Origin of the sequence: Gulosibacter hominis, assembly GCF_904842695.1 — a bacterium.
GTDB lineage: Bacteria > Actinomycetota > Actinomycetes > Actinomycetales > Microbacteriaceae > Gulosibacter > Gulosibacter hominis.
In genome coordinates this window covers 145,637-163,956 of the sequence record NZ_CAJGWQ010000002.1, presented here as the reverse complement: position 1 = coordinate 163,956, position 18,320 = coordinate 145,637, and the positions used below count along the sequence as shown (strand labels likewise).

Sequence of the window (18,320 nt, the reverse complement as noted above, 5' to 3'; positions counted from 1 at the left end):
CAAGATAGACAGACAGCTTATTTTTCGGATGGGGGCAGCATGCGAATTGGACTGATACGTCACGGCGAAACCGATTGGAACGCACAGTCTCGTTTGCAGGGCACCACCGACATCGCACTCAATGAGCGCGGGATGGAGCAGGCACGCGAGGCCGGGCGGCTGCTGCAACACACAACCTGGACACGGCTGTACTGCTCGCCACTGGTGCGCACCCGCACCACCGCTGAGCTGATCGCCCGCGAGGCCGAGCTACCGCATCCGGTTGCGGTGGATGAGTTCATCGAGCGTTCTTTTGGCGAGCTTGAGGGGCTGAGCGTCTACTACGAAGACGGCAGCCGCCGCCCGCTCGATCACCCGAGCATCGAACCAAAATCGGCCGTGGTCGATCGCGTACTACCGAAACTGCAGCAAATCGCCGGTGAACATCCCGATGAGGATGCGCTGGTCATCACTCACGGTTCGGTGGTGCGTCTGGTGCTCGACACGCTGCTCCCCTTCCCGGCACCGCACATCACCAATCTTGGTTTTTCAGTGCTTGAAACAAACCCCACGATGCCGCACGGATTCGCGGTGGTCACCGCCAACGGCTACCCCGTTTTGCATCCGACACAGGTGGCACCGGCGGCATCTGCCAGCGGCACCGAGCAGGCGAGCGTGTAACCTTAGGCTTCGAGAAGGGGAGTATTCCCGAACGCGATGCGCTCGTCATCACGGGTTCCAAGGCTGGAACCCCGGGCGCTTCGACCGTGGCTGCGGTGGAAGAGACCTTCAGGTAGTGCAACGACCCTGGAGGCTGTGTGAACCACGTGGAAATTTGGATCTGGGCGATTAGTGTCGCCGTGGTCATCGGTTTTTTCTTCTTCGATTTTTATTCGCATGTGCGGCACGCGCATGTACCGACGATGAAAGAAGCCGGCCTGTGGTCGCTGTTTTACATCGGTATGGCCTTCGTGTTCATGTTCCTGGTGGCCTGGCAGTGGGATTGGAATCACGCCGGTGATTTCATCGCTGGTTATGCCACCGAGAAAGCACTCTCGGTCGACAACCTGTTTGTGTTCCTGCTGCTCATGACGAGCTTCAAGGTGCCAAAAATCGCGCAGCAAAAAGCGCTACTCATCGGTATCGCCATGGCGCTCGTAATGCGCACCGCGTTCATCCTCGCCGGCGCCTGGGTGCTCGAGCAGCTGTCGTGGGTGTTCTACATTTTTGGTGCCTGGCTGTTGTTTATGGCAGTGCGCCAGTTCATCGAGTCGTTCGATGATTCCGACCCCGAGATGCCGGGCTGGGTGATGCAGCTGAAAAAACTCATTCCGGCGAGCGAAAACTACGACGACGACAAGTGGACCATCGTCGAAAACGGTAAAAAGATGGTCACCCCGCTCGTGCTTGTTGTGGTGGCGCTGGGGTTCACCGACCTGCTGTTCGCGCTCGACTCGATTCCCGCGATTTTTGGTATCACGCAGGAGCCCTACCTGGTGTTCATGGCGAACGCACTCGCACTACTGGGGCTGCGTCAGCTGTACTTCCTCATTGACGGGCTGCTCGAAAAGCTCCGTTTCCTCGACCTGGGGCTGGCATTCATCCTCGGCTTTATCGGCGTGAAGCTGGTGTTCCATGCCCTGCACGTCAACGAGCTGCCGTTCATCAATGGTGGTCAACCCGTCGAGTGGGTGCCCGATATTCCCACCTGGTTCTCGCTGGTGTTCATTTTTGGCACCCTCATCATCGCCACCGTCACCTCGTTCATCTACGCCAGCAAAGAAGAAAAGGCCGAGGCGAGCACCGAGGCCGAGTAGCCGGAGCCACTCGACCTCGGGCCGGCACTGTCGGAGTGCGCCCTAGTGCTGTCCGTAAGCGTTCGCGGCGGCGGCAACGCGGTTGATGTAGTCGACCGGCGAGTTGTAGGCGCCCACCGCGGCGATCCAGTTTTCGGGCACGGTGAGATCCCCACCCACGTGGCACAAATACCGTGCCGCCGCGAGCGCGGCATCATCGAGCTGCTGCGGGTCGCTCACACCATCACCATTCCCGTCGGCGCCCCACTGCGCCCAGGTATCCGGCACGAATTGCAGCGGCCCCATGGCGCGATCCCACTGTCCGTCGCCGTCAAGCGCACCACCGTCGGTGTCGGGCAGCTGCTCGGTGCCGTGCTGTCCGCTCAGCGGCACACCGTAGATCGGCGGCTTAGTATCCCCGTTGCCAGCGATATGGCCGCCATGCAGGGTGCCGTGTTCCGACTCGACCCACCCGATTCCGGCGAGAGTGTTCCAGCCCAGCCCACACTCGGGCAGTTCTTCTCGCACTCTGATTGCGGCGCCGGAATATGCCGCGAGCGCCCGCGGAGGGATACCGGTGGTTTTTGCGGTGTGCCCCACCCATTGTGAGTCGGCCAATAGCGCAATCGATTTGGATTTGGTGTTGGTCTCGGTTTCGGTCGGGGCGTCGATCGCTGTTGGGGCAATCGGCGCCGGGCCCGGAGTTTGGGTCGAGGCCGCCACCGCTCCGGCAGGCACCGTTGGCGCGGTGCTACCAAGCAGCGGAAGCGCCACCGCACCGATCACGGTCACCCCGGCCAACACCATCCCGGCAGCCACCAGCAACGGTCCGTAGCCAGCCGCTTTTTTAGCGTTACTGCCACGCGGCGCTGAGCGTTTTTGGCGAGCTTTGGGGGCGGAAGTGGCCGGAAGCAGCGGGGCATCATCAAATGCGGCCGCCGCTTCCGGCTGTGAGTGGTCGCCTGCGTTAGTTGAGTTCAACCGGCTCACTGCCTCACCACTATTCAACGCCTCGCAGCCGTCGCAGATACCAGAGGGTGCCGTAGCCGATACCGCCAATTGCGAGTGCACCGCCACCGATAGCGGCCCACAGCAGCAGTCGCTCGCGTTCGGGGTCGATGACCGCTGCCGCAGCATCGCTGGCATGTTCGCTGTCGGCCTCAGCGGCAGTGACTGCCTCTGCAGCGCGCTGGCGAGCTTTTTCTTTTTCTTTTGCCTTGGCCTGCTTGGCCGCTTCGGCAGCTTTGGTTTCTTGCTCGTTGATGCTGTCGTTGACGGCTGCCGATGCTGCTCGCGAATCAGCGGATGCAGTCACCTTGCAAAACACATCCCCCAGCGGCACATCGCCAACCTGGAACACGTAGCGATGGGTGGTGGTCGTGGCGCTCTGGCCGTTGCTGGGGTTCGTTGCGGTAGCGCTCACGGTGAGCACATAGATGCCGGCTTCTGAAAATACCCACTGGGCGTGCGTGTGCGCCGGTGTCGGTTCGCGCAGGCTACCGGGGAGGCGGGTGCTACCGCCATCGAGCAGCGGTTTGAGATCGCCGAATGAGCCCATCGAGTAGAGATGTACGCTGCCGGGCCCCTCAACGCTGTGAATGTTGATGGTGACATCGGTATAGCCGCTACCGGTGGTGCGGTTGGTATCCCAGCCCGGCCAAACCAAATCTGATCGCTGCGCGAGGGGCAGCACATAACCGGAGGGCGAGCCCGGCAACGACGCTGGAATATTACCTTCGTAGGCCGACTGGTTGACGCGCAGCAGCACGTCTTCGGCTTCATGCAGCACGTGTGAGCCGGTGACGTCCTCTTTCAACTGCAGCACGGCCTGGCCACCAGTGCTGACGCTGACATTAAATGCGTCAACGTGGCCGGTATCGAGCACGAGTGACGGTTCGCAGGTTTGCGCGGCCGAGTCTGGTTTTTGGCTCGGTTGCTGGCCGCTATCGTGTCCACCCCGATTGTTGGAGCCGCCACGGGGCGGCTGCGGCACCTCGCCAGGGGTGACATCAAGCTGACGGATGGTGAACGCATCCCAGCCAAGCAATTCACCGCTGGTCGACTTCAGCACCAGCTTGGCCGCGCCGGGTTTTGCATCCGCCACTCGAACCGTGAGGCTACCGTCGGCACCAACCTGCACCCAACCGAGCCACTGCTGGCCCTGTGCGGTGTGCTGCCAAACCGACACCCACTGGCCCGCTGCTTGGCGTGCCGAGGCGGTAACGGTGGCATGCTGGTCGACTGTTTTTGCAGACTTCGGGATGCGCACCACCTGACCACGATTGGCATCGGTGAGCGATGCATCCGGTACCGGCGTGCCATCCTGTTGTTCGGGTCGCTCAATAACGTCACCGGTCACCTGAATTGGCAATCCGCTACCGGCTTTGAGCACGACCGGCTCGTATTCATCCGCCCACTGCGGGATGAACCGGGCGGTGATCTCGTGCTGGCCCGGGTTGAGTGCGCTGGTCGCCAGACGCGCCACGCCGTTTTTTACTTCGGCGACACCGAGCACCTGACCGGTTGCTGCGTCACCGTATTCAACCCAGCCGCGAGCGCTCACGGGATCGAATTCGGCGCGCAGCTGCAGCGATTCGCCCGGTGCGAGCTGGCCGCGATCAGCCGCCACGAGCATCCCGGTGCCCGAGGTCATCTTGTTTTTTGGCCCGACATAGAACGAGTAGGTACGCTCGGCGGTCTGGTTTTTGCCGTTGATTTTCGCTGTGGCCCGGAAGGTGAGTTCGTAGCGGCCCTGGGCCCCAAACGCCCAGTTCATATGCGTGTGTTGGCGCATCCCCATACTCCACGCCGGCAGTTTGTCGGTGGATGAAAATATCCGATTGAGCTCGCCGAAGCCGCCCGACAGAAACAGCTCAACACGACCGGGACCCTTGGTATTTATCAGCTCGAGGCTCACTTTGCCGTCATCGGCAGCGTTCACAAGCGGATCGTGTTCGGTGCTGAAGCCCGGCCAAATCAGTGCCGGGTCTTGGGTCTGGGGCGCCAGCCACATGTCGTTGCCCAGGCGGCGCAAAAACTCTGGGGTGTTGGCGGTCGTGGTGTGCGATGCCGCTTCGAGGTGGAATAGCGTGCTGTCGGTATCGATGCGGTAACCAGGGCCGTTGATATCGGCTTTCGAACCGAGCACGAGTTTACCGTCGTCAACGAACACCGAAACCGTGTCGGTGTGCACGTTTTCGATGATGCGGCGCTCAAGCGTGACCGGGGCGGTTGGCGCCGCTGACGAACTAGCAGTCGTCTCGGTAGCCGCGGGCTCGGCCGCAGCTGCGCCCTGCAGTGACGCCAGGGGTGCGGCGATAAGCGTTGCGGACGCCAGCGCCAGCCCAATTGCGGAGGCGGTGATCCGTTTCAGCACTGAGTTTCGACGTTTCACGACGCCACCTCCAATTGCGGTTGAGTGCGAGCTTCTTCGGCGACTTCGCGGCGGCGTGCGAACTGGCCGTGTTTCGGTGCAAACAGCCACGCGAGCAGGAAGCCCGCGGTGCTCACGAGCACGATGGTGCCGCCGGTGGGGAGCCCAGCATCGATGCTCCACGAGAGGTAGAGGCCGATTACCGCGGCGCTCATCCCGAGCACCGGAGCGAGGATCATCATGTGCCCAAGCCGGTCGGTGAGCAGTCGTGCCGTTGCGGCCGGGGTTACCAGCAGCGCCAGCACGAGGATGTTGCCGATCGTTTGAATCGAAATCACCACTGCGAGCGCGACCGCAATGTAGAGCCCGAGGTCGAGCATCGTCACCGGCAGACCGCTCGCCCGTGCTGTTTCGCGGTCGAGGCTCACCGCCACCAGTTCTTTACGGAAGGCACTCACCACGATGAGCAGCGCCAGCCCGGTCAAAATGACGGTCAGCACATCCTCGTCGGGAATACCGGTGATCGAACCAAAAAGGAACTGCGTGAGCGATCCGGCATATCCGGGGGCGAAACTGATGATGACGATACCCAGCGCGAAGGTGGCAACAAAGAGCACACCGATCACGCCGTCCTCTTTTAGCCGCCGGTTCTGTGAGAGCAACGCCACGAGCATGGCGGTGACCACACCGGCGATCGCGCCACCCAGCACCAGGTTGCCCTGAATAAGAAAGGCAATCGCCAGGCCCGGGAAAACCGCGTGCGCCACAGCATCGCCGATGAACGCCATCCCGCGCAGCACCACAAAAGTGCCGATCACCCCGCAGACGATGCTCGAACACACCGCCATCACGAGCGCCTTCATCAAAAATCCCAGGTCGGGATTAAACAGGTCTTGGATGAATTCAATTGGGCTCAGCATGTACCGGCACCTGCCTTTTGCGTTGCGTCGACCGATTCGTTTGCGTCTAGGTCGGTGGCTCGACCCGCTCGGTTATGAGCGCCAGCGTCGGTCGCCTCAGTCACCTCGGTCTCGGCGAGCTTGGCGGCGACCGCCGTGAGCGCGGTGAGCAGTGGATGCTCATCACCCACCCCAAATGCCCGCTGCCACACCGCCGGGTCACCCAGTTCACGCGGGGCACCGTCGGCAATGATCGTGCGGTTGAGCAGGCACAGTCGCGAACAGTCATGCATCGCGCCGATCAAATCGTGCGTGGTCATCAGCACCGCGTGGCCCTCTTCGGCCAGCCGGGCAAAGAGTTTTGACAGCAGTTCTTGGGTGGGCAAATCGAGTCCGGTGAACGGCTCATCAAGCAGCAGCACCGACGGGTTCAGTGCGAGGGCACGCGCTACGAGCACGCGCTGGCGTTGCCCGCCCGATAGCTCGGCCACCGGGCGTCGCGCCAGATGATCGAGCTCGACGCGGATGAGCGCATCCATTACCGCCTCGAAATGGCGCACGGTCGGGCCGCGCAACCAGCCGATTTTGCGCACTAAGCCCGACATCACCACATCTTCGACCGTGATCGGAAAATCCCAGGCAAATTCATGCCGCTGCGGCACATAGCCGGGCCGCCCGCCGCTCACACGGGCACTTCCCCGCTCGGTTTTTTGCAGACCAAGGATGCTCCGCAACAGTGTGGTCTTGCCGGCACCATTGGGGCCAATCAGCCCAACAAACTCGCCGCGGTCGATCGACAGGTTCAGGTCTCGCAGCACCTGGCGGCCGCCGAGCCGCACCGCAAGGTCGGTAACTTCGAGCGCCGTCATTCGGTTGCCTCGCTCTCAGGTGCGGTGGCTGCGTCACGCTCTTGCGCCGCTTGTTTTGCGCGGGCTGTCGCCACGCGACGCTTGGTGCGTGCCGTTGCCACGGTGATGATGATGAATGCGATCACCGCTACGGCACCAACAACCCCGGCCACGATCCAGATCACGCCACCCAGGCCACTGTCGGCATTCGCTGCCTGCGGTTCGGTTGCAGCCGGTTGTGCAGCCTCGGGCGCTTCGGGGGCTTGGGCTGCGAAGGCCGCATCGATATCAGCGTTTTCACCAACTGCAAAACGCAGGGTGTCGGTGGCGCGTACCTCGCTGCCGTCGCGCAGCGTCGCACTAAATGCCACCTCTACGGCATACACGCCGGGTTCGGTGAACACCCAGTTGGCGTGAGTGTGCGTGTTCGACTCGATCCAGGCCTGCTGCGGCAGCTGGTCATAGGTGGAGTACAGCTGCTGCGGTTCACCAAAGTTGCCGTTTTGCAGGTACACCACCAGCTGCCCCGGCCCGTCAACAGCGACGATTTCGAGGGTGGCGCCGAGATCAAGATTTTCAAGCACGCCGGGTTCTTGTGTGTTCCATCCCAGCCACACCACGTCGGGGTGCTGAGTTTGCGGCACCACATACACTTCGGTGCCGGGGTCGACGCCGAGGAAGCGATACTTCTCATCATCGGGAACCGTGAGTTTCGATGCTTCGTTCACTTTGAGCACCACATCGGCAGGCATCCGCCAATAGCGGGGAACGCTGGTGTCGTCGTGCAGCTGCACTCGCCACTCACCAGTGTTGAGTGTGGGGCCAATGTCGACGTGCCCGGCGTCAATGACCACTTGGCCGGTGCCCTGTTCCTGGTTTGGGTCGATCACCTGGGTCAGGCCCGAGTCGTCGTCGTTCGAGTCATCATTCGCTGCCAGCGCCGCGGCTGAGGCGCCGCTTGGTGCGGCTACCAGCGCCGTGGCGCACAGCAGCGCGGTGGCAGTTGTTGCGAGTACTGCGAGCGAGCGTCGCATGGGCTTCCTTTCTCGGAGGTCGGTTGGGTTGCGTAGTGCGAACAGGGTCGGCATCACTCCCCCAGACAATCGACGAGCGAATGCGCGTTAAAGCGCATGAGTTTGATGTAGGTATTGGCTTCGGGGATGAACGAGTCACCGAGAATCGGACAGACTCGCACGCCCTTTTCTTTGGCGATTTCGTTGAGCGTCGACGACCGCTGCGCCAGATTCGGTTCGAGGAACACCGCCGGAACGTGCAGGTTTTCGATGGTTTCGCCCAGGCGACGGCGTTCGATCAAACTGGGCTCGGTCGCCGGGTTCGGGGTGACAAAGCCGGCAACTCGCAGTTCGTAGGCCTTGGCGAGATAGGCAAACGAGTCGTGGGTGGTGATGAGGGTGCGGCGACTCTCGGGAATCTGCTCGATTGAGCTGCGCATTTCATCGTCGAGTGCTTCGAGTTCTTTGATGTAGGCGGCGGCGTTGCGCGCGTAGGCGGATGCGTTCGCCGGGTCGATCTCGATGAGTTTGTCGCGGATGATCTGCACGTAGGCAATCACATTGCTGACGTCATGCCAGAGGTGCGGGTCGATTTCGCCGTGCACATGTTTGCCGAGCACGGCCTGTGGCAGCTGGAATACTTCGCTGCCGGCGTGCCCGAGAAACCGGTAGCCGGGATCGGCGGGGATGGGCACGAGGGTGCTGTTTGGCACCGCGATCACGACATTTTCGATGCCGTAGTAGTCGCGGTTTGTCTCCCGGTCGACGAGCAGCCGCAGCTCACGATTTTCGAGGCTGACGTCAATATCGGCGTGGCCGGCATCCAGCACGGTCGCGCCGGGCCGGTTCGGTGCCGAGTAGGGGTCAACTCCAACCGCGAACACGAGCGTTCCGGTGGCAACCGGTTCTGGCTGGTCATCGGTCGGGGCTTTGCGCAGCTCGCCCTTGAGGTCGAGCTCGTAGTAGCCGGGTGCGGTGAAGGTCCAGCTCAAATGCGTGTGAGCGTCAGCGGGCAGCGTGACCCTGTCGGTGTAGGGGTCGGCACCGTCGCTCGAGTCAAAATAGCGTTCGACGTCGCCAAAACTGCCGGTGAGATAGGCGTGGAGTGCGCCGGGCCCCCGCGCTCCGGTGGTCGAAAGCTCAACCTTTGATGAGCGGTCGATTCCGTCAACGAATTCGCCACCCGAGGCACGAAAGCCGAGCCAGATTGAGTCGAGTGACACATCCTCAACCAGTGGAATCACTTCGGCGGCATATTTGACCGCTTCTTCGGCGAGTGACACCTGCACGGCGTGCTCGGGGAGGTTGGCGTCGATGGTGCTGATCACTCGCTGCTCTTCGAGCATGAGGTAGTTGGTGAACGCGAGGTCGGAATACACGACGTCGCGCACATCGCGCAGCGTGGGTTCGTAGCTGTGCGGGTCGGCGCCGTCGGGCACTAGCTGCACCACATCTGCTTGGTCGCCGGCGACGTTGCGCACCAAATCTGCCAGGATGCCGGTGGTCGTAACCACCTGGATGCGGTCGCGCGAGCTGGCAGCTTCAGGAATAGCGGCACAGCCGCCGAGTAGGGCGGCGGTGAGGGTGAGCGCGGTGGCAGCAGCGAGTCGTCGTTTCAAGTCAGGTTTTTCGCTCGAGTTACGGAGATGTTTACGGAAATGCTTGTGAGCTGATGGCTGATCGGTTCGGGGGTGTTGGCCAGGCGCTCTGCCCGGCCAACACCCCTTCGAATCAGGGAGTGCTACTCAGCACGCATGGTGCGGCGCAGCAGCGCGACACCGGCGGCGCCCAGAACGAGTGCGCCGAATGCAATCGGCAGCATCGGTTCGGCACCGGTGGCGGCGAGGTGGTTGCCGCCGGTGTTGGCGCCCGGAGTGCTGGTGGCACCACCAGCGGCGGCTTGACCGTTGCCGGCCTGGTTTCCGGCACCGTTCTGGTCGGCGCCGGCGCTGTTATTGCCGCCCGAGCCCGCGGGAGGTTGCTGGCCGGGGCCGCTGCCCTCCGAGCCGCCGCTCTCGTCTTCGGAGTTTCCGGGTGCCGAGGTGACGGATGCGGTGGGGCCGCCGGTGGGCGGTGCGCTTCCAGTGGGCTCCGGTGTGTTGGTCGGCTCCGGTGTGCTGGTCGGTTCGGCCGTTGGCTCGGGCGTACCGGTCGGTTCTACAGTTGGCTCGGCCGTTGGCTCAGCGGTAGGCTCCGCGGTGGGTTGCGGTGTTTCGGTCGGATCTTCAGCGATCTGAATCGACACGGGTTCCGAAGTCACCGAAACCGGTGCGGCGTTGTTGCCGTAGTCTTTGCCGCCGGTGACCGAAACCCGGTATTCAACACCGGCCTTGGCCGGCACCGAAATCGATGCGCCCTCGCCAGCGGCTTTCCAATCGCCTGCGGCACGCTCACCACCGGATACCTCGCGCGACTCCCACTGGTAGGTTTCAAAACCCGCACCTTCGGGCGACTTTGCGGCCGAAAGCGTGACGTTTTGGCCAGCCTTCACCGGCTTTTCAGCACCGGTCACTGAAACCGATTCGGGGGCGGGCTGGACGACGATGGTGTAGGTCTCTTCCTCGGTGGTGGAGGTGAGTTTGCCGTCTTCGCTGGTTACCGTTGCCTGCACCACGAGCTTGTAGGTTCCCGGCTTCGAGAAGGCCCAGTTGGCGTGCACGTGCGCGGCCATATCCTGCTGGATCGTACCGGGGAAGGTGTAGTCACCGTCTTTCATGAGGGGCGTAACGCCACCCCAGGTACCGCTGCTCCAGATCGAAATTTCACCGGGACCGTCAACACTCTTGACATTGATATCGGCCTTGAGCTTTGCCCCGTATTTCGGCTGCAGCTGCAGGCTGTCCCACCCCGGCCAGACCAGGTTGTGATCCTGGGTGATGGGGAGGAAGTAGGCCGCGTCACTGGGCACGGATTGCGGGATGGCCTGGGCCGGAAGATTTTGCACCAGCGAATCCGCTTTGACAAAAAGTACGAAGTCGCCGGGTTCGTGCACAACGTGCTGCCCGGTTACGTCTTCTTTGAGGTTGAGCCCGGCGTTACCGTCGTCTTTGAGGTGCAGGTTGAACAGGTCAATGTGCCCCTTGTCGAGCTGCAGCGGTTCATCCGCTGCCATCGCGGATACGCCACCGAGCAGCGATGCAGCAACAAGCGTTGTTGCACCGAGCATTGCGGCAGCGCGCGCCCGCAGTGTGCGAGTCATGTCATGCCTTTCCAGCGGCAGCTTGAGCACCACCGCAATAGCTAATGATAACGGTTTGCATTACTCTACACGAGCGACAGACCCACTGATGCCGCCTGCACCCACAGAGCAGGCTGCCGAGCGCCGCAACACAACCCTCTGGTGCCGATGCGCACGAAATGAAGGCCCGCTCGCTGCGAATTCAGCGACTAATCGCAACTCTTTGCGGAGGGATGCACCATTAACTGGCAGCTGCTGCTACCACCGTTTCAGGGCAAATCAGAGCCGTACAACGGCAGTCACCGTAACTATCGCTTCGCCAGCTTCGGCCGACGCCGCCAGGTCAACTTCGGCGCGGATGCGCCAGGCAAGGTCGCCTTCGGGATCGACAATCGTCTGCTCCGCATCCCAATAGCCCTGCGACTCGCGCGTCCGATCAATGCGGCAGTGCTGCGGTGAGCGCGCAGCAGCGTCGATCTCAATCGCCTCATATTCTTCGTAGTAGTCATCAAGAACGCTCGGCCAGCCGATCTCAGGGTCGAGTGCCTCGAGCTCAGCATCCCGCTCATGGGCAGCCAATTGCACCCGTCGCCACATGGCATTACGCACCAGCACCGTAAACGCCCGCTGGTTCGCCACCACGCTCGCCGGAGCCGGCGGCACCAACGACTCCTCATCGCCACTCGCTGTCGGAGCCACCAGATCAGCCCATTCATCCACCAGCGACGAGTCAATCTGGCGCACCAATTCACCGAGCCATTCGATCAGATCACTGAGCTCGTCGTTGCGATACTCTTCAGGCACGGTGCGGGTGAGCGCCCGGTAGGCATCCGAGAGATAGCGCAACACGAGCCCCTCGGAGCGCGCCACCTCATAGCGGGAAACAAAATCAGCAAAGCTCAGCCCCTGCTCGTACATATCGCGCACCACCGACTTTGGCTGCAATTCAAAATCACGCACCCAGGGCTGCGACTGCGCAAAGTCGTCATAGGCCTGCTGCAGCAGTTCTTCAAGCGGCTTCGGCCAGGTAATCTCTTCGAGCCGGTCCATCCGCTCGTCATAGTCGACGCCGTCAGCCTTCATCGCCGCCACCGCCTCGCCGCGTGCCTGGTGCTGCTGCGCCATCAACACCGAGCGGGGATCATCGAGCGTGGCCTCAATCACACTCACCACATCGAGCGCATAGTTGCCGGTGCCCACCGAACCGGGGCCGGGTTCGGGATCGAGCAGTTCGAGCACCGCAATCGCCAGCGGCGAAAGCGGCTGATTGAGTGCAAAATTCGGTTGCAAATCAACAGTCAGCCGCAGCTGCGGACGGCCGTTTGGCAGCAGATGCTCGCGGTCAATCTCGATAATGCCCGCGTCGAGCAGTGTGCGGGCAAGCTCAAGCGCACGGCGTGCCAGCTCATATTGCCGCACCGGCGGCTCGTGGTTGTCAAAGCACAGCTGCCGCACATGCTCCACCACATCACCACCGCGTGCGGCAACGTTAACGAGCATGGCGCTCGTCATTTGCAGGTGGCTCGTGAGCGATTCGGGTTCGGCCTGAGTGATGCGCTCAAAAGTCTGCTCGGTCCAGTTCACAAACCCCTTCGGGGGCTGTTTCCGCGTGATCTTCCGCTGTTTTTTCGGGTCACCCGCAGCCTTGGTCATTGCGGCCTCGTATTCGACCACGTGATCGGGCGCCTCCACCACCACCGTGCCGTGATCGTCATAGCCGGCGCGACCGGCGCGCCCCGCAATCTGGTGGTACTCGCGGGCGGTGAGGTGCCGCATCCGCTGACCGTCAAATTTGCTGAGCGCGGTGATCAGCACCGACCGAATCGGCACATTAATTCCCACCCCGAGCGTGTCAGTGCCACAGATCACTCGCAGCAGGCCGCGCTGCGCGAGCACCTCCACCAGGCGGCGATAGCGCGGCAGCATCCCGGCGTGGTGCACGCCGATCCCCTGCCGCAGCCAGCGCGACAGCGATTTCCCAAACGAGGTGGTGAAGCGGAAATCGCCGATCGCCGCCGCAATCTCGTCGCGCTGCTGTTTAGTCGCAACTTTCATACTCGACAGCGCCTGCGCTCGCTCAACGGCCGCAGCCTGCGAAAAGTGCACGATGTAGATGGGCGCCTCGTCATCTTCGAGCAGCTTCTCGACGGTCTCATGCACGGGTGTGAGCACATACGAAAACGACAGTGGCACCGGGCGAGTGGCACCGGCCACGAGCTCGGTTTCGCGGCCGGTGCGGCGAGTGAGATCGGTGCGCAGCCGCTCGGTATCACCGAGTGTGGCCGACATCAGCAAAAACTGTGCCCGCGGCAAAAGCAGCAGCGGCACCTGCCAGGCCCAGCCGCGCTGATCGTCTCCGTAGTAGTGAAATTCATCCATCACGACCTGGTCGACCGCCGCATCCGGGCCCTCACGCAGCGCGAGATTGGCAAGAATTTCAGCCGTGCAGCAGATGATGGGCGCATCCGGGTTCACCGACGAGTCGCCGGTAACCATCCCCACCCGTTCCGCACCGAAGGTTTCAACCAGACTGAAAAATTTTTCGCTCACCAGCGCCTTGATGGGCGCCGTGTAATACGTGCGCCCGCCCGCGGCAATTGCAAAGGCGTGCGCGGCGATCGCCACCAGCGATTTGCCGGTACCGGTGGGTGTTGCCAGCACCACGTTTGATCCCGCTGCCAGGTGCATCACGGCTTCTTCTTGCGCCGGATACAGCTCAATACCGCGCTCGAGGGTCCAGTCGAGGAACGCCTCGAGGGCATGGTCGGCTTCGTACGGGGCGTCGGGATCGCTCAGCGTGGGGATGAGGTCGGGCAGGAATGCAGTCATGACCCTCTGAGTTTGTCATGCGCCAGCGACAAGTGCTGTATGCGTGGGCAGTGTCACCCTCGGTTACCACCCCACGCACCAATTGAATTCGACTAGTGCAATTAACTCACTACGACTGCTATGCTACCTAACTACGACGCGTCGAACATTTTAGTTATGCCTAACAAGAAAGACGTTCAATGCACATTCGCTCACGTTTCAAAGCCCTCCTGGGAACGGTGGCGGCCGCCGCACTCCTGATCACCGGCTGCTCGGCCAGTCCCCAGACAAGTGGTAGCGATGCACCCCTCACGGTGTATGCAACCACCGGCTATCTCGCCGATGCGGTCGCGAATATTGCCCCCGACGCGGAAGTCACCACCATGGTCGGGCCCGGCGGAGACCCCCACACCTACCAACCTTCAACCCAAGACATCGAAAAAATTCAAAATGTCGATCTGGTGCTGTGGAACGGGCTACATTTGGAAGCGCAGATGACCGACCTGCTCGAAAGCCGTGGCGACCGACAGCTCGCAGTGGGTGAGCAACTCCCACAGGAGCTACTGCTGGCGTGGCCCGAAACCGACGACGAGGGCAACGCCCTGCACGATCCTCACGTGTGGAACAGCCCCGAAGCGTGGTCACTCATCGTCGGTTACGTCGCCGACAAGCTCGGCGAAATCGACCCTGAAAATGCGGAGCTCTACCGCAAGAACGCTGTCGCATATCAGGAGCAAATCGCTGAGACCGCCAGCGAGGTGGAGTCGCTGCTGGCAACCGTGCCGGAACCGCGAATTCTTGTCACCGGCCACGACGCGTTTAATTATTTCGGCGACACCTACAACCTCAGGGTGCATGCCACCGACTTTGTCTCCACCGAAGCCGCACTCAGCGCCGGAGAACTGTCGGAGCTGGCTCAAATGATCGCCGACAACAAAGTACCGGTGATCTTTCAAGACAACCAGGCGAACCCGCAGGCCATCAAGAGCCTGCAAGAGGCAGTTCGTGCGCGTGGCTGGGAGGTCGAGATTTCGACCGAAGAGCTCTACGCCGACTCCCTCGGTGCAGAACCGGGAGTCGACACCTACCTCGGGGTGCTCCGCCACAACGCTCAGGCAGTATCCGACGCCCTCGGAAGCGACGCACAGTGACCGACACCATCTCGACACGAGCAACTGCCGACGAACAAAAGCTCCAGTTCGCCTGCTCGACTCAAAACCTGTCGGTCGCCTACCGGGATGCACCGGTGCTGCGCGGCGTTGATTTCCTCGTACCGCAGGGGGTCGTGATGGGAATTGTCGGCCCCAACGGCGCCGGTAAATCAACCCTGATCAAAGCGATGCTCGGACTTGTAAAGCCCCTCACCGGAACGAGCGAGTTCTTCGGCAGTCCACTTGAACGCGTACGCCAGCGGGTCGGTTATATGCCGCAGTCAATGAGCGTCGACTGGGACTTCCCCACCACGGTGCTTGATGTTGTCACTATGGGCACCTACGGTTCGCTCGGCTGGCTGCGACGCCCCGGAAAGGCCGAACGGGCCCGTGCCATGGCCGCTCTAGAGCAGACGGGAATCCCGGAGCTTGCCGCGCGCCAAATTGGCGAGCTTTCTGGCGGACAGCGCCAGCGAGTGTTTCTCGCCCGCACCCTCGCGCAGGAACCCGACCTCTATTTCATGGACGAACCGTTCCAGGGTATCGATGCCAAAAGCCAGCAGGCGATCGTCAACGTGCTCCACTCGTTGCGAGCCCGTGGGAAGACGGTGGTCATTGTGCATCACGACCTTGCCACAGTGCGCGACTACTGCGACCACGTGACTCTGTTGAACCGCCGCATCGTTGCCTCTGGAGCGGCGGCACGGGCGTTCACGAAAGACAATATCCGCACCGCCTACGACGTCACCGCCGAAGACGATGCCTTCCTCGAGTTCACATCATGAGCCTGATCGAGTTTTTTGATAACCACACCTACCGCATGGTGCTGTTCGGCACTATGACGATCGGTCTGGTTGCCGGGGCACTCGGCAGTTTTGCCTACCTGCGCAAGCAGTCGCTGATCAGCGATGTGATTTCGCACGCGGCCCTTCCCGGTACGCTACTGGCCTTCTTGACCGCCGTTTTGGTGCTCGGCGCCGACGGCCGCAACATGATCACCCTGATCATCGGCGCGGTCGTCATCGGCACCCTCGCAGTGCTGTTCGCCAACGACATCACCCGCACCTCAAAAATCCGTATCGACACCGCAATGGCGGTTTCGCTGACGATCTTTTTTGGCGCGGGGATGCTGCTCATGCGCATCATCGCCAACGGTGCTTTTCCCGGCAAGGGCGGTATCCAGGACTACCTTTTTGGCAATGCATCGGTGATCACCATCGCTGACCTCACCACGAGTATCACGGTCGGCGTCTTCGCCCTCATTTTGATGATCGTGTTCTGGAAAGAGTTCGCGCTGCGCACCTTCGACCCAGATCACGCCACCGTACTCGGATTCCGAGCCCACACGATCGACACCCTCATGTTCACCACGATCGTGATAGCCACCGTGATCGGGGTGAAGGCCGTCGGGCTCGTGCTCATGGTGGCGTTCGTCGTCACCCCGACGGCCGCGGCACGGCAATGGACACGCACTCTGCCGGGCATGGTGACGCTCTCGGCCATCTTCGGTGCGGTGGGCAGCGGGATCGGCGCATACCTGTCGATCGCGCTGGGCAATATCCCCACCGGGCCGCTGATCGTGCTCACACTGTTCGCGATCTTCATGGTTTCGCTGCTGTTTTCACCTCGCCGCAGCATCATCACCCGCGCCCTTGCGCGCAGCCGCGCTCGCGCGGCGCTGAAGCAGGAGCTGGTTTCGGAAGGGGCCGCGCAATGAGTTTCACCCTCGGCACTATGCTGCTCGCGGTCATCACCGCCGTCGCTTGCGCGCTCCCCGGTACCTTCGTGGTGCTGCGCAAGGGGTCGATGCTCGTCGACGCGATTGCTCACTCGGTATTCCCCGGCATCGTTGTCGGCTACTTCATCACCCGCAATTTCGACTCTCCCCTGCTCATTGTCGGCTCTGCGCTGGCGGGCCTGCTGGTGGTGCTCGGCGCAGAGTGGCTTTCGCGCACGGGGCTGCTCACCGGGGATGCCCCGCAGGGGCTCATCTTTCCGGCCGTGTTCAGCGGCGGGGTGATTTTGGTGAGCATGAACTTCGCGAACCTGCACCTCGACACCCACACCGTGCTCGCGGGCGACCTGAACCTCGCCGCGTTCCGGCACCTCACCATCGGCGAGGTCTCGCTGGGGCCGTCGTATATGTATGTGATGCTCGCGGTGCTGCTCGTCAACGCGGCTTTTGTCACCGTGTTCTATCCGAAACTCAAGGTCACGACATTCGATCCCGAGTTTGCCGACACGCTCGGCATTCGTGGCGGGCTCATCAACACCGTGTTCATGTTCCTGGTCTCGGTGACCGTCACCGCCGCGTTCCATGCCGCGGGTGCGATTCTCGTGATTGCACTCGTGGTCGTGCCACCGGCCACGGCCTACCTGCTCAGCACCCGATTGCCAGTGATGATCACGCTCACCGTGGTGATCGCGGCAGTCGGTGCTGCCGTGGGCTTCTGGCTCGCGTATGTGCTCGATGCCGCCACCAGTGCGGGCATGGCGGTGTTTTACGGACTCATGTTCGCGGTGGCATTAGCTGGCACGAAGCTTGCGCAACAGCGTCGGCAGCTCGCACACAACTATTTGAGCAGCGCCACCCAGACCACGTCGGTTGCAGCACGCCCAAGCGGCAGCACCGTATCGTGATCCACAACCGCTACCTCGATGGTGTCGGTGTACGGGGCTGAGGCCCTCGTCTCGAGCAGCGTGCCGTACACGATGCCATGATCTGCGAAGTACTGCAGCAGGTTCGAGTCGTCGTCAGAGATCCGCTCCACCCGCACCCGAGTGCCCGCTGCAATATCTGTCAGCGGCACCGCATCGGGTTTGGTCACGGTGCCGTCGCGTGCGGGGATGGGGTCACCGTGCGGGTCTCGCTGCGGGTGCCCGAGCAGTTCATCGATTCGGTCGATCATGAAATCTGATACGGCGTGCTCGAGCATGTCTGCTTCTTCATGCACCTGGTCCCACCGGTAGTGCAGCACCTCCACCAAAAAAGTTTCGATCAGTCGGTGGCGGCGCACCATCGCCACTGCGTGAGCGCGACCTTCTGGCGACAAACTCACCGCGCTATACCGGGTGTGTTCCAGCAGCCCCTGCGCGCTGAGCTTTCGAATTGCATCGGATGCGGTCGACAGCGCCACTCCCGTGCTTGCCGCAACCATCGACGCGGTCACCGGAGCATCCGACCACTCCTGCAGGCCCCACACTGCTTTGAGATAGTTCTGAGTACTGTCCGACAGCGCAGATACCGACATGTTCGCAGCCTACCAAACGTCAAC

15 protein-coding genes are annotated in these 18,320 nt (G+C 62.0%); 6 read left to right on the top strand and 9 right to left on the bottom strand.

From position 1 onward, the window contains the following. The first annotated feature begins 39 nt into the window (after positions 1–39). Together JMV54_RS03010 and JMV54_RS03005 are read left to right on the top strand one after the other, a co-directional pair. Positions 40–660 (top strand): histidine phosphatase family protein, encoded by a 621-nt coding sequence (locus JMV54_RS03010; RefSeq protein ID WP_201517421.1) that lies wholly within the window; start codon positions 40–42, stop codon positions 658–660. Positions 661–797: 137 nt separating this feature from the next. After that, positions 798–1,796, top strand: coding sequence for a TerC/Alx family metal homeostasis membrane protein (locus JMV54_RS03005; protein ID WP_201517420.1), 999 nt, complete (start codon positions 798–800; stop codon positions 1,794–1,796). A gap of 42 nt (positions 1,797–1,838) precedes the next feature. Here the strand turns inward: JMV54_RS03005 and JMV54_RS03000 are convergent, their stop codons facing one another. The 8 genes from JMV54_RS03000 to JMV54_RS02965 form a co-directional block, all read right to left on the bottom strand. Continuing rightward, the gene (locus JMV54_RS03000; protein ID WP_230972787.1) at positions 1,839–2,756 is read right to left on the bottom strand and encodes a lytic murein transglycosylase; all 918 of its coding nucleotides are present in this window, start codon (positions 2,754–2,756) and stop codon (positions 1,839–1,841) included. 19 nt (positions 2,757–2,775) lie between these two features. After that, positions 2,776–5,169, bottom strand: coding sequence for a choice-of-anchor M domain-containing protein (locus JMV54_RS02995; protein ID WP_201517419.1), 2,394 nt, complete (start codon positions 5,167–5,169; stop codon positions 2,776–2,778). Next, positions 5,166–6,068 (bottom strand): anchored repeat-type ABC transporter permease subunit, encoded by a 903-nt coding sequence (locus tag JMV54_RS02990; RefSeq protein WP_201517418.1) that lies wholly within the window; start codon positions 6,066–6,068, stop codon positions 5,166–5,168. Before JMV54_RS02990 ends, JMV54_RS02995 begins: the two co-directional genes overlap by 4 nt. Beyond that, the gene (locus JMV54_RS02985; RefSeq protein WP_201517417.1) at positions 6,062–6,916 is read right to left on the bottom strand and encodes an anchored repeat-type ABC transporter ATP-binding subunit; all 855 of its coding nucleotides are present in this window, start codon (positions 6,914–6,916) and stop codon (positions 6,062–6,064) included. The genes JMV54_RS02990 and JMV54_RS02985 overlap by 7 nt, the downstream gene beginning before the upstream one ends. After that, entirely contained in the window at positions 6,913–7,929 is a 1,017-nt protein-coding gene (locus tag JMV54_RS02980) for a choice-of-anchor M domain-containing protein (RefSeq protein ID WP_201517416.1), read from the bottom strand. Before JMV54_RS02980 ends, JMV54_RS02985 begins: the two co-directional genes overlap by 4 nt. A gap of 53 nt (positions 7,930–7,982) precedes the next feature. After that, complete coding sequence (locus tag JMV54_RS02975; protein WP_201517415.1) at positions 7,983–9,527, bottom strand: anchored repeat ABC transporter, substrate-binding protein; 1,545 nt, start codon at positions 9,525–9,527, stop codon at positions 7,983–7,985. 122 nt (positions 9,528–9,649) lie between these two features. Beyond that, positions 9,650–11,107: a choice-of-anchor M domain-containing protein gene (locus JMV54_RS02970; RefSeq protein ID WP_201517414.1), complete on the bottom strand. Its 1,458-nt coding sequence runs from the start codon at positions 11,105–11,107 to the stop codon at positions 9,650–9,652. Positions 11,108–11,365: 258 nt separating this feature from the next. Then, on the bottom strand, positions 11,366–13,915 hold the full coding sequence (locus JMV54_RS02965; RefSeq protein ID WP_201517413.1) for a DEAD/DEAH box helicase: 2,550 nt from the start codon (positions 13,913–13,915) through the stop codon (positions 11,366–11,368). Positions 13,916–14,094: 179 nt separating this feature from the next. On the opposite strand from JMV54_RS02965, the gene JMV54_RS02960 reads away from it, so the two are divergent. The 4 genes from JMV54_RS02960 to JMV54_RS02945 are packed head-to-tail and all read left to right on the top strand — an operon-like array spanning position 14,095 to position 17,685. Further along, positions 14,095–15,045, top strand: coding sequence for a metal ABC transporter substrate-binding protein (locus tag JMV54_RS02960; protein ID WP_201517412.1), 951 nt, complete (start codon positions 14,095–14,097; stop codon positions 15,043–15,045). Further along, positions 15,042–15,830 (top strand): metal ABC transporter ATP-binding protein, encoded by a 789-nt coding sequence (locus JMV54_RS02955; RefSeq protein ID WP_230972786.1) that lies wholly within the window; start codon positions 15,042–15,044, stop codon positions 15,828–15,830. Before JMV54_RS02960 ends, JMV54_RS02955 begins: the two co-directional genes overlap by 4 nt. Beyond that, the gene (locus tag JMV54_RS02950; protein WP_201517411.1) at positions 15,827–16,762 is read left to right on the top strand and encodes a metal ABC transporter permease; all 936 of its coding nucleotides are present in this window, start codon (positions 15,827–15,829) and stop codon (positions 16,760–16,762) included. The genes JMV54_RS02955 and JMV54_RS02950 overlap by 4 nt, the downstream gene beginning before the upstream one ends. Beyond that, a complete protein-coding gene (locus tag JMV54_RS02945; protein ID WP_201517410.1) occupies positions 16,759–17,685 on the top strand; it encodes a metal ABC transporter permease in 927 nt (308 codons plus the stop codon). The genes JMV54_RS02950 and JMV54_RS02945 overlap by 4 nt, the downstream gene beginning before the upstream one ends. Here JMV54_RS02945 and JMV54_RS02940 read toward each other — a convergent pair. Then, positions 17,619–18,296: a metal-dependent transcriptional regulator gene (locus tag JMV54_RS02940; protein WP_201517409.1), complete on the bottom strand. Its 678-nt coding sequence runs from the start codon at positions 18,294–18,296 to the stop codon at positions 17,619–17,621. The genes JMV54_RS02945 and JMV54_RS02940 overlap by 67 nt on opposite strands. Positions 18,297–18,320: the final 24 nt, after the last annotated feature.

Excerpts from the sequence above, each read along its gene's own strand:
- JMV54_RS02940 (WP_201517409.1), bottom strand. The coding sequence starts at position 18,296 with ATGTCGGTATCTGCGCTGTCGGACAGTACTCAGAACTATCTCAAAGCA.
- JMV54_RS02960 (WP_201517412.1), top strand. The coding sequence starts at position 14,095 with ATGCACATTCGCTCACGTTTCAAAGCCCTCCTGGGAACGGTGGCGGCC.
- JMV54_RS02950 (WP_201517411.1), top strand. The coding sequence starts at position 15,827 with ATGAGCCTGATCGAGTTTTTTGATAACCACACCTACCGCATGGTGCTG.
- JMV54_RS02945 (WP_201517410.1), top strand. The coding sequence starts at position 16,759 with ATGAGTTTCACCCTCGGCACTATGCTGCTCGCGGTCATCACCGCCGTC.
- JMV54_RS02970 (WP_201517414.1), bottom strand. The coding sequence starts at position 11,107 with ATGACTCGCACACTGCGGGCGCGCGCTGCCGCAATGCTCGGTGCAACA.
- JMV54_RS02980 (WP_201517416.1), bottom strand. The coding sequence starts at position 7,929 with ATGCGACGCTCGCTCGCAGTACTCGCAACAACTGCCACCGCGCTGCTG.
- JMV54_RS03010 (WP_201517421.1), top strand. The coding sequence starts at position 40 with ATGCGAATTGGACTGATACGTCACGGCGAAACCGATTGGAACGCACAG.
- JMV54_RS02965 (WP_201517413.1), bottom strand. The coding sequence starts at position 13,915 with ATGACTGCATTCCTGCCCGACCTCATCCCCACGCTGAGCGATCCCGAC.
- JMV54_RS02990 (WP_201517418.1), bottom strand. The coding sequence starts at position 6,068 with ATGCTGAGCCCAATTGAATTCATCCAAGACCTGTTTAATCCCGACCTG.
- JMV54_RS02985 (WP_201517417.1), bottom strand. The coding sequence starts at position 6,916 with ATGACGGCGCTCGAAGTTACCGACCTTGCGGTGCGGCTCGGCGGCCGC.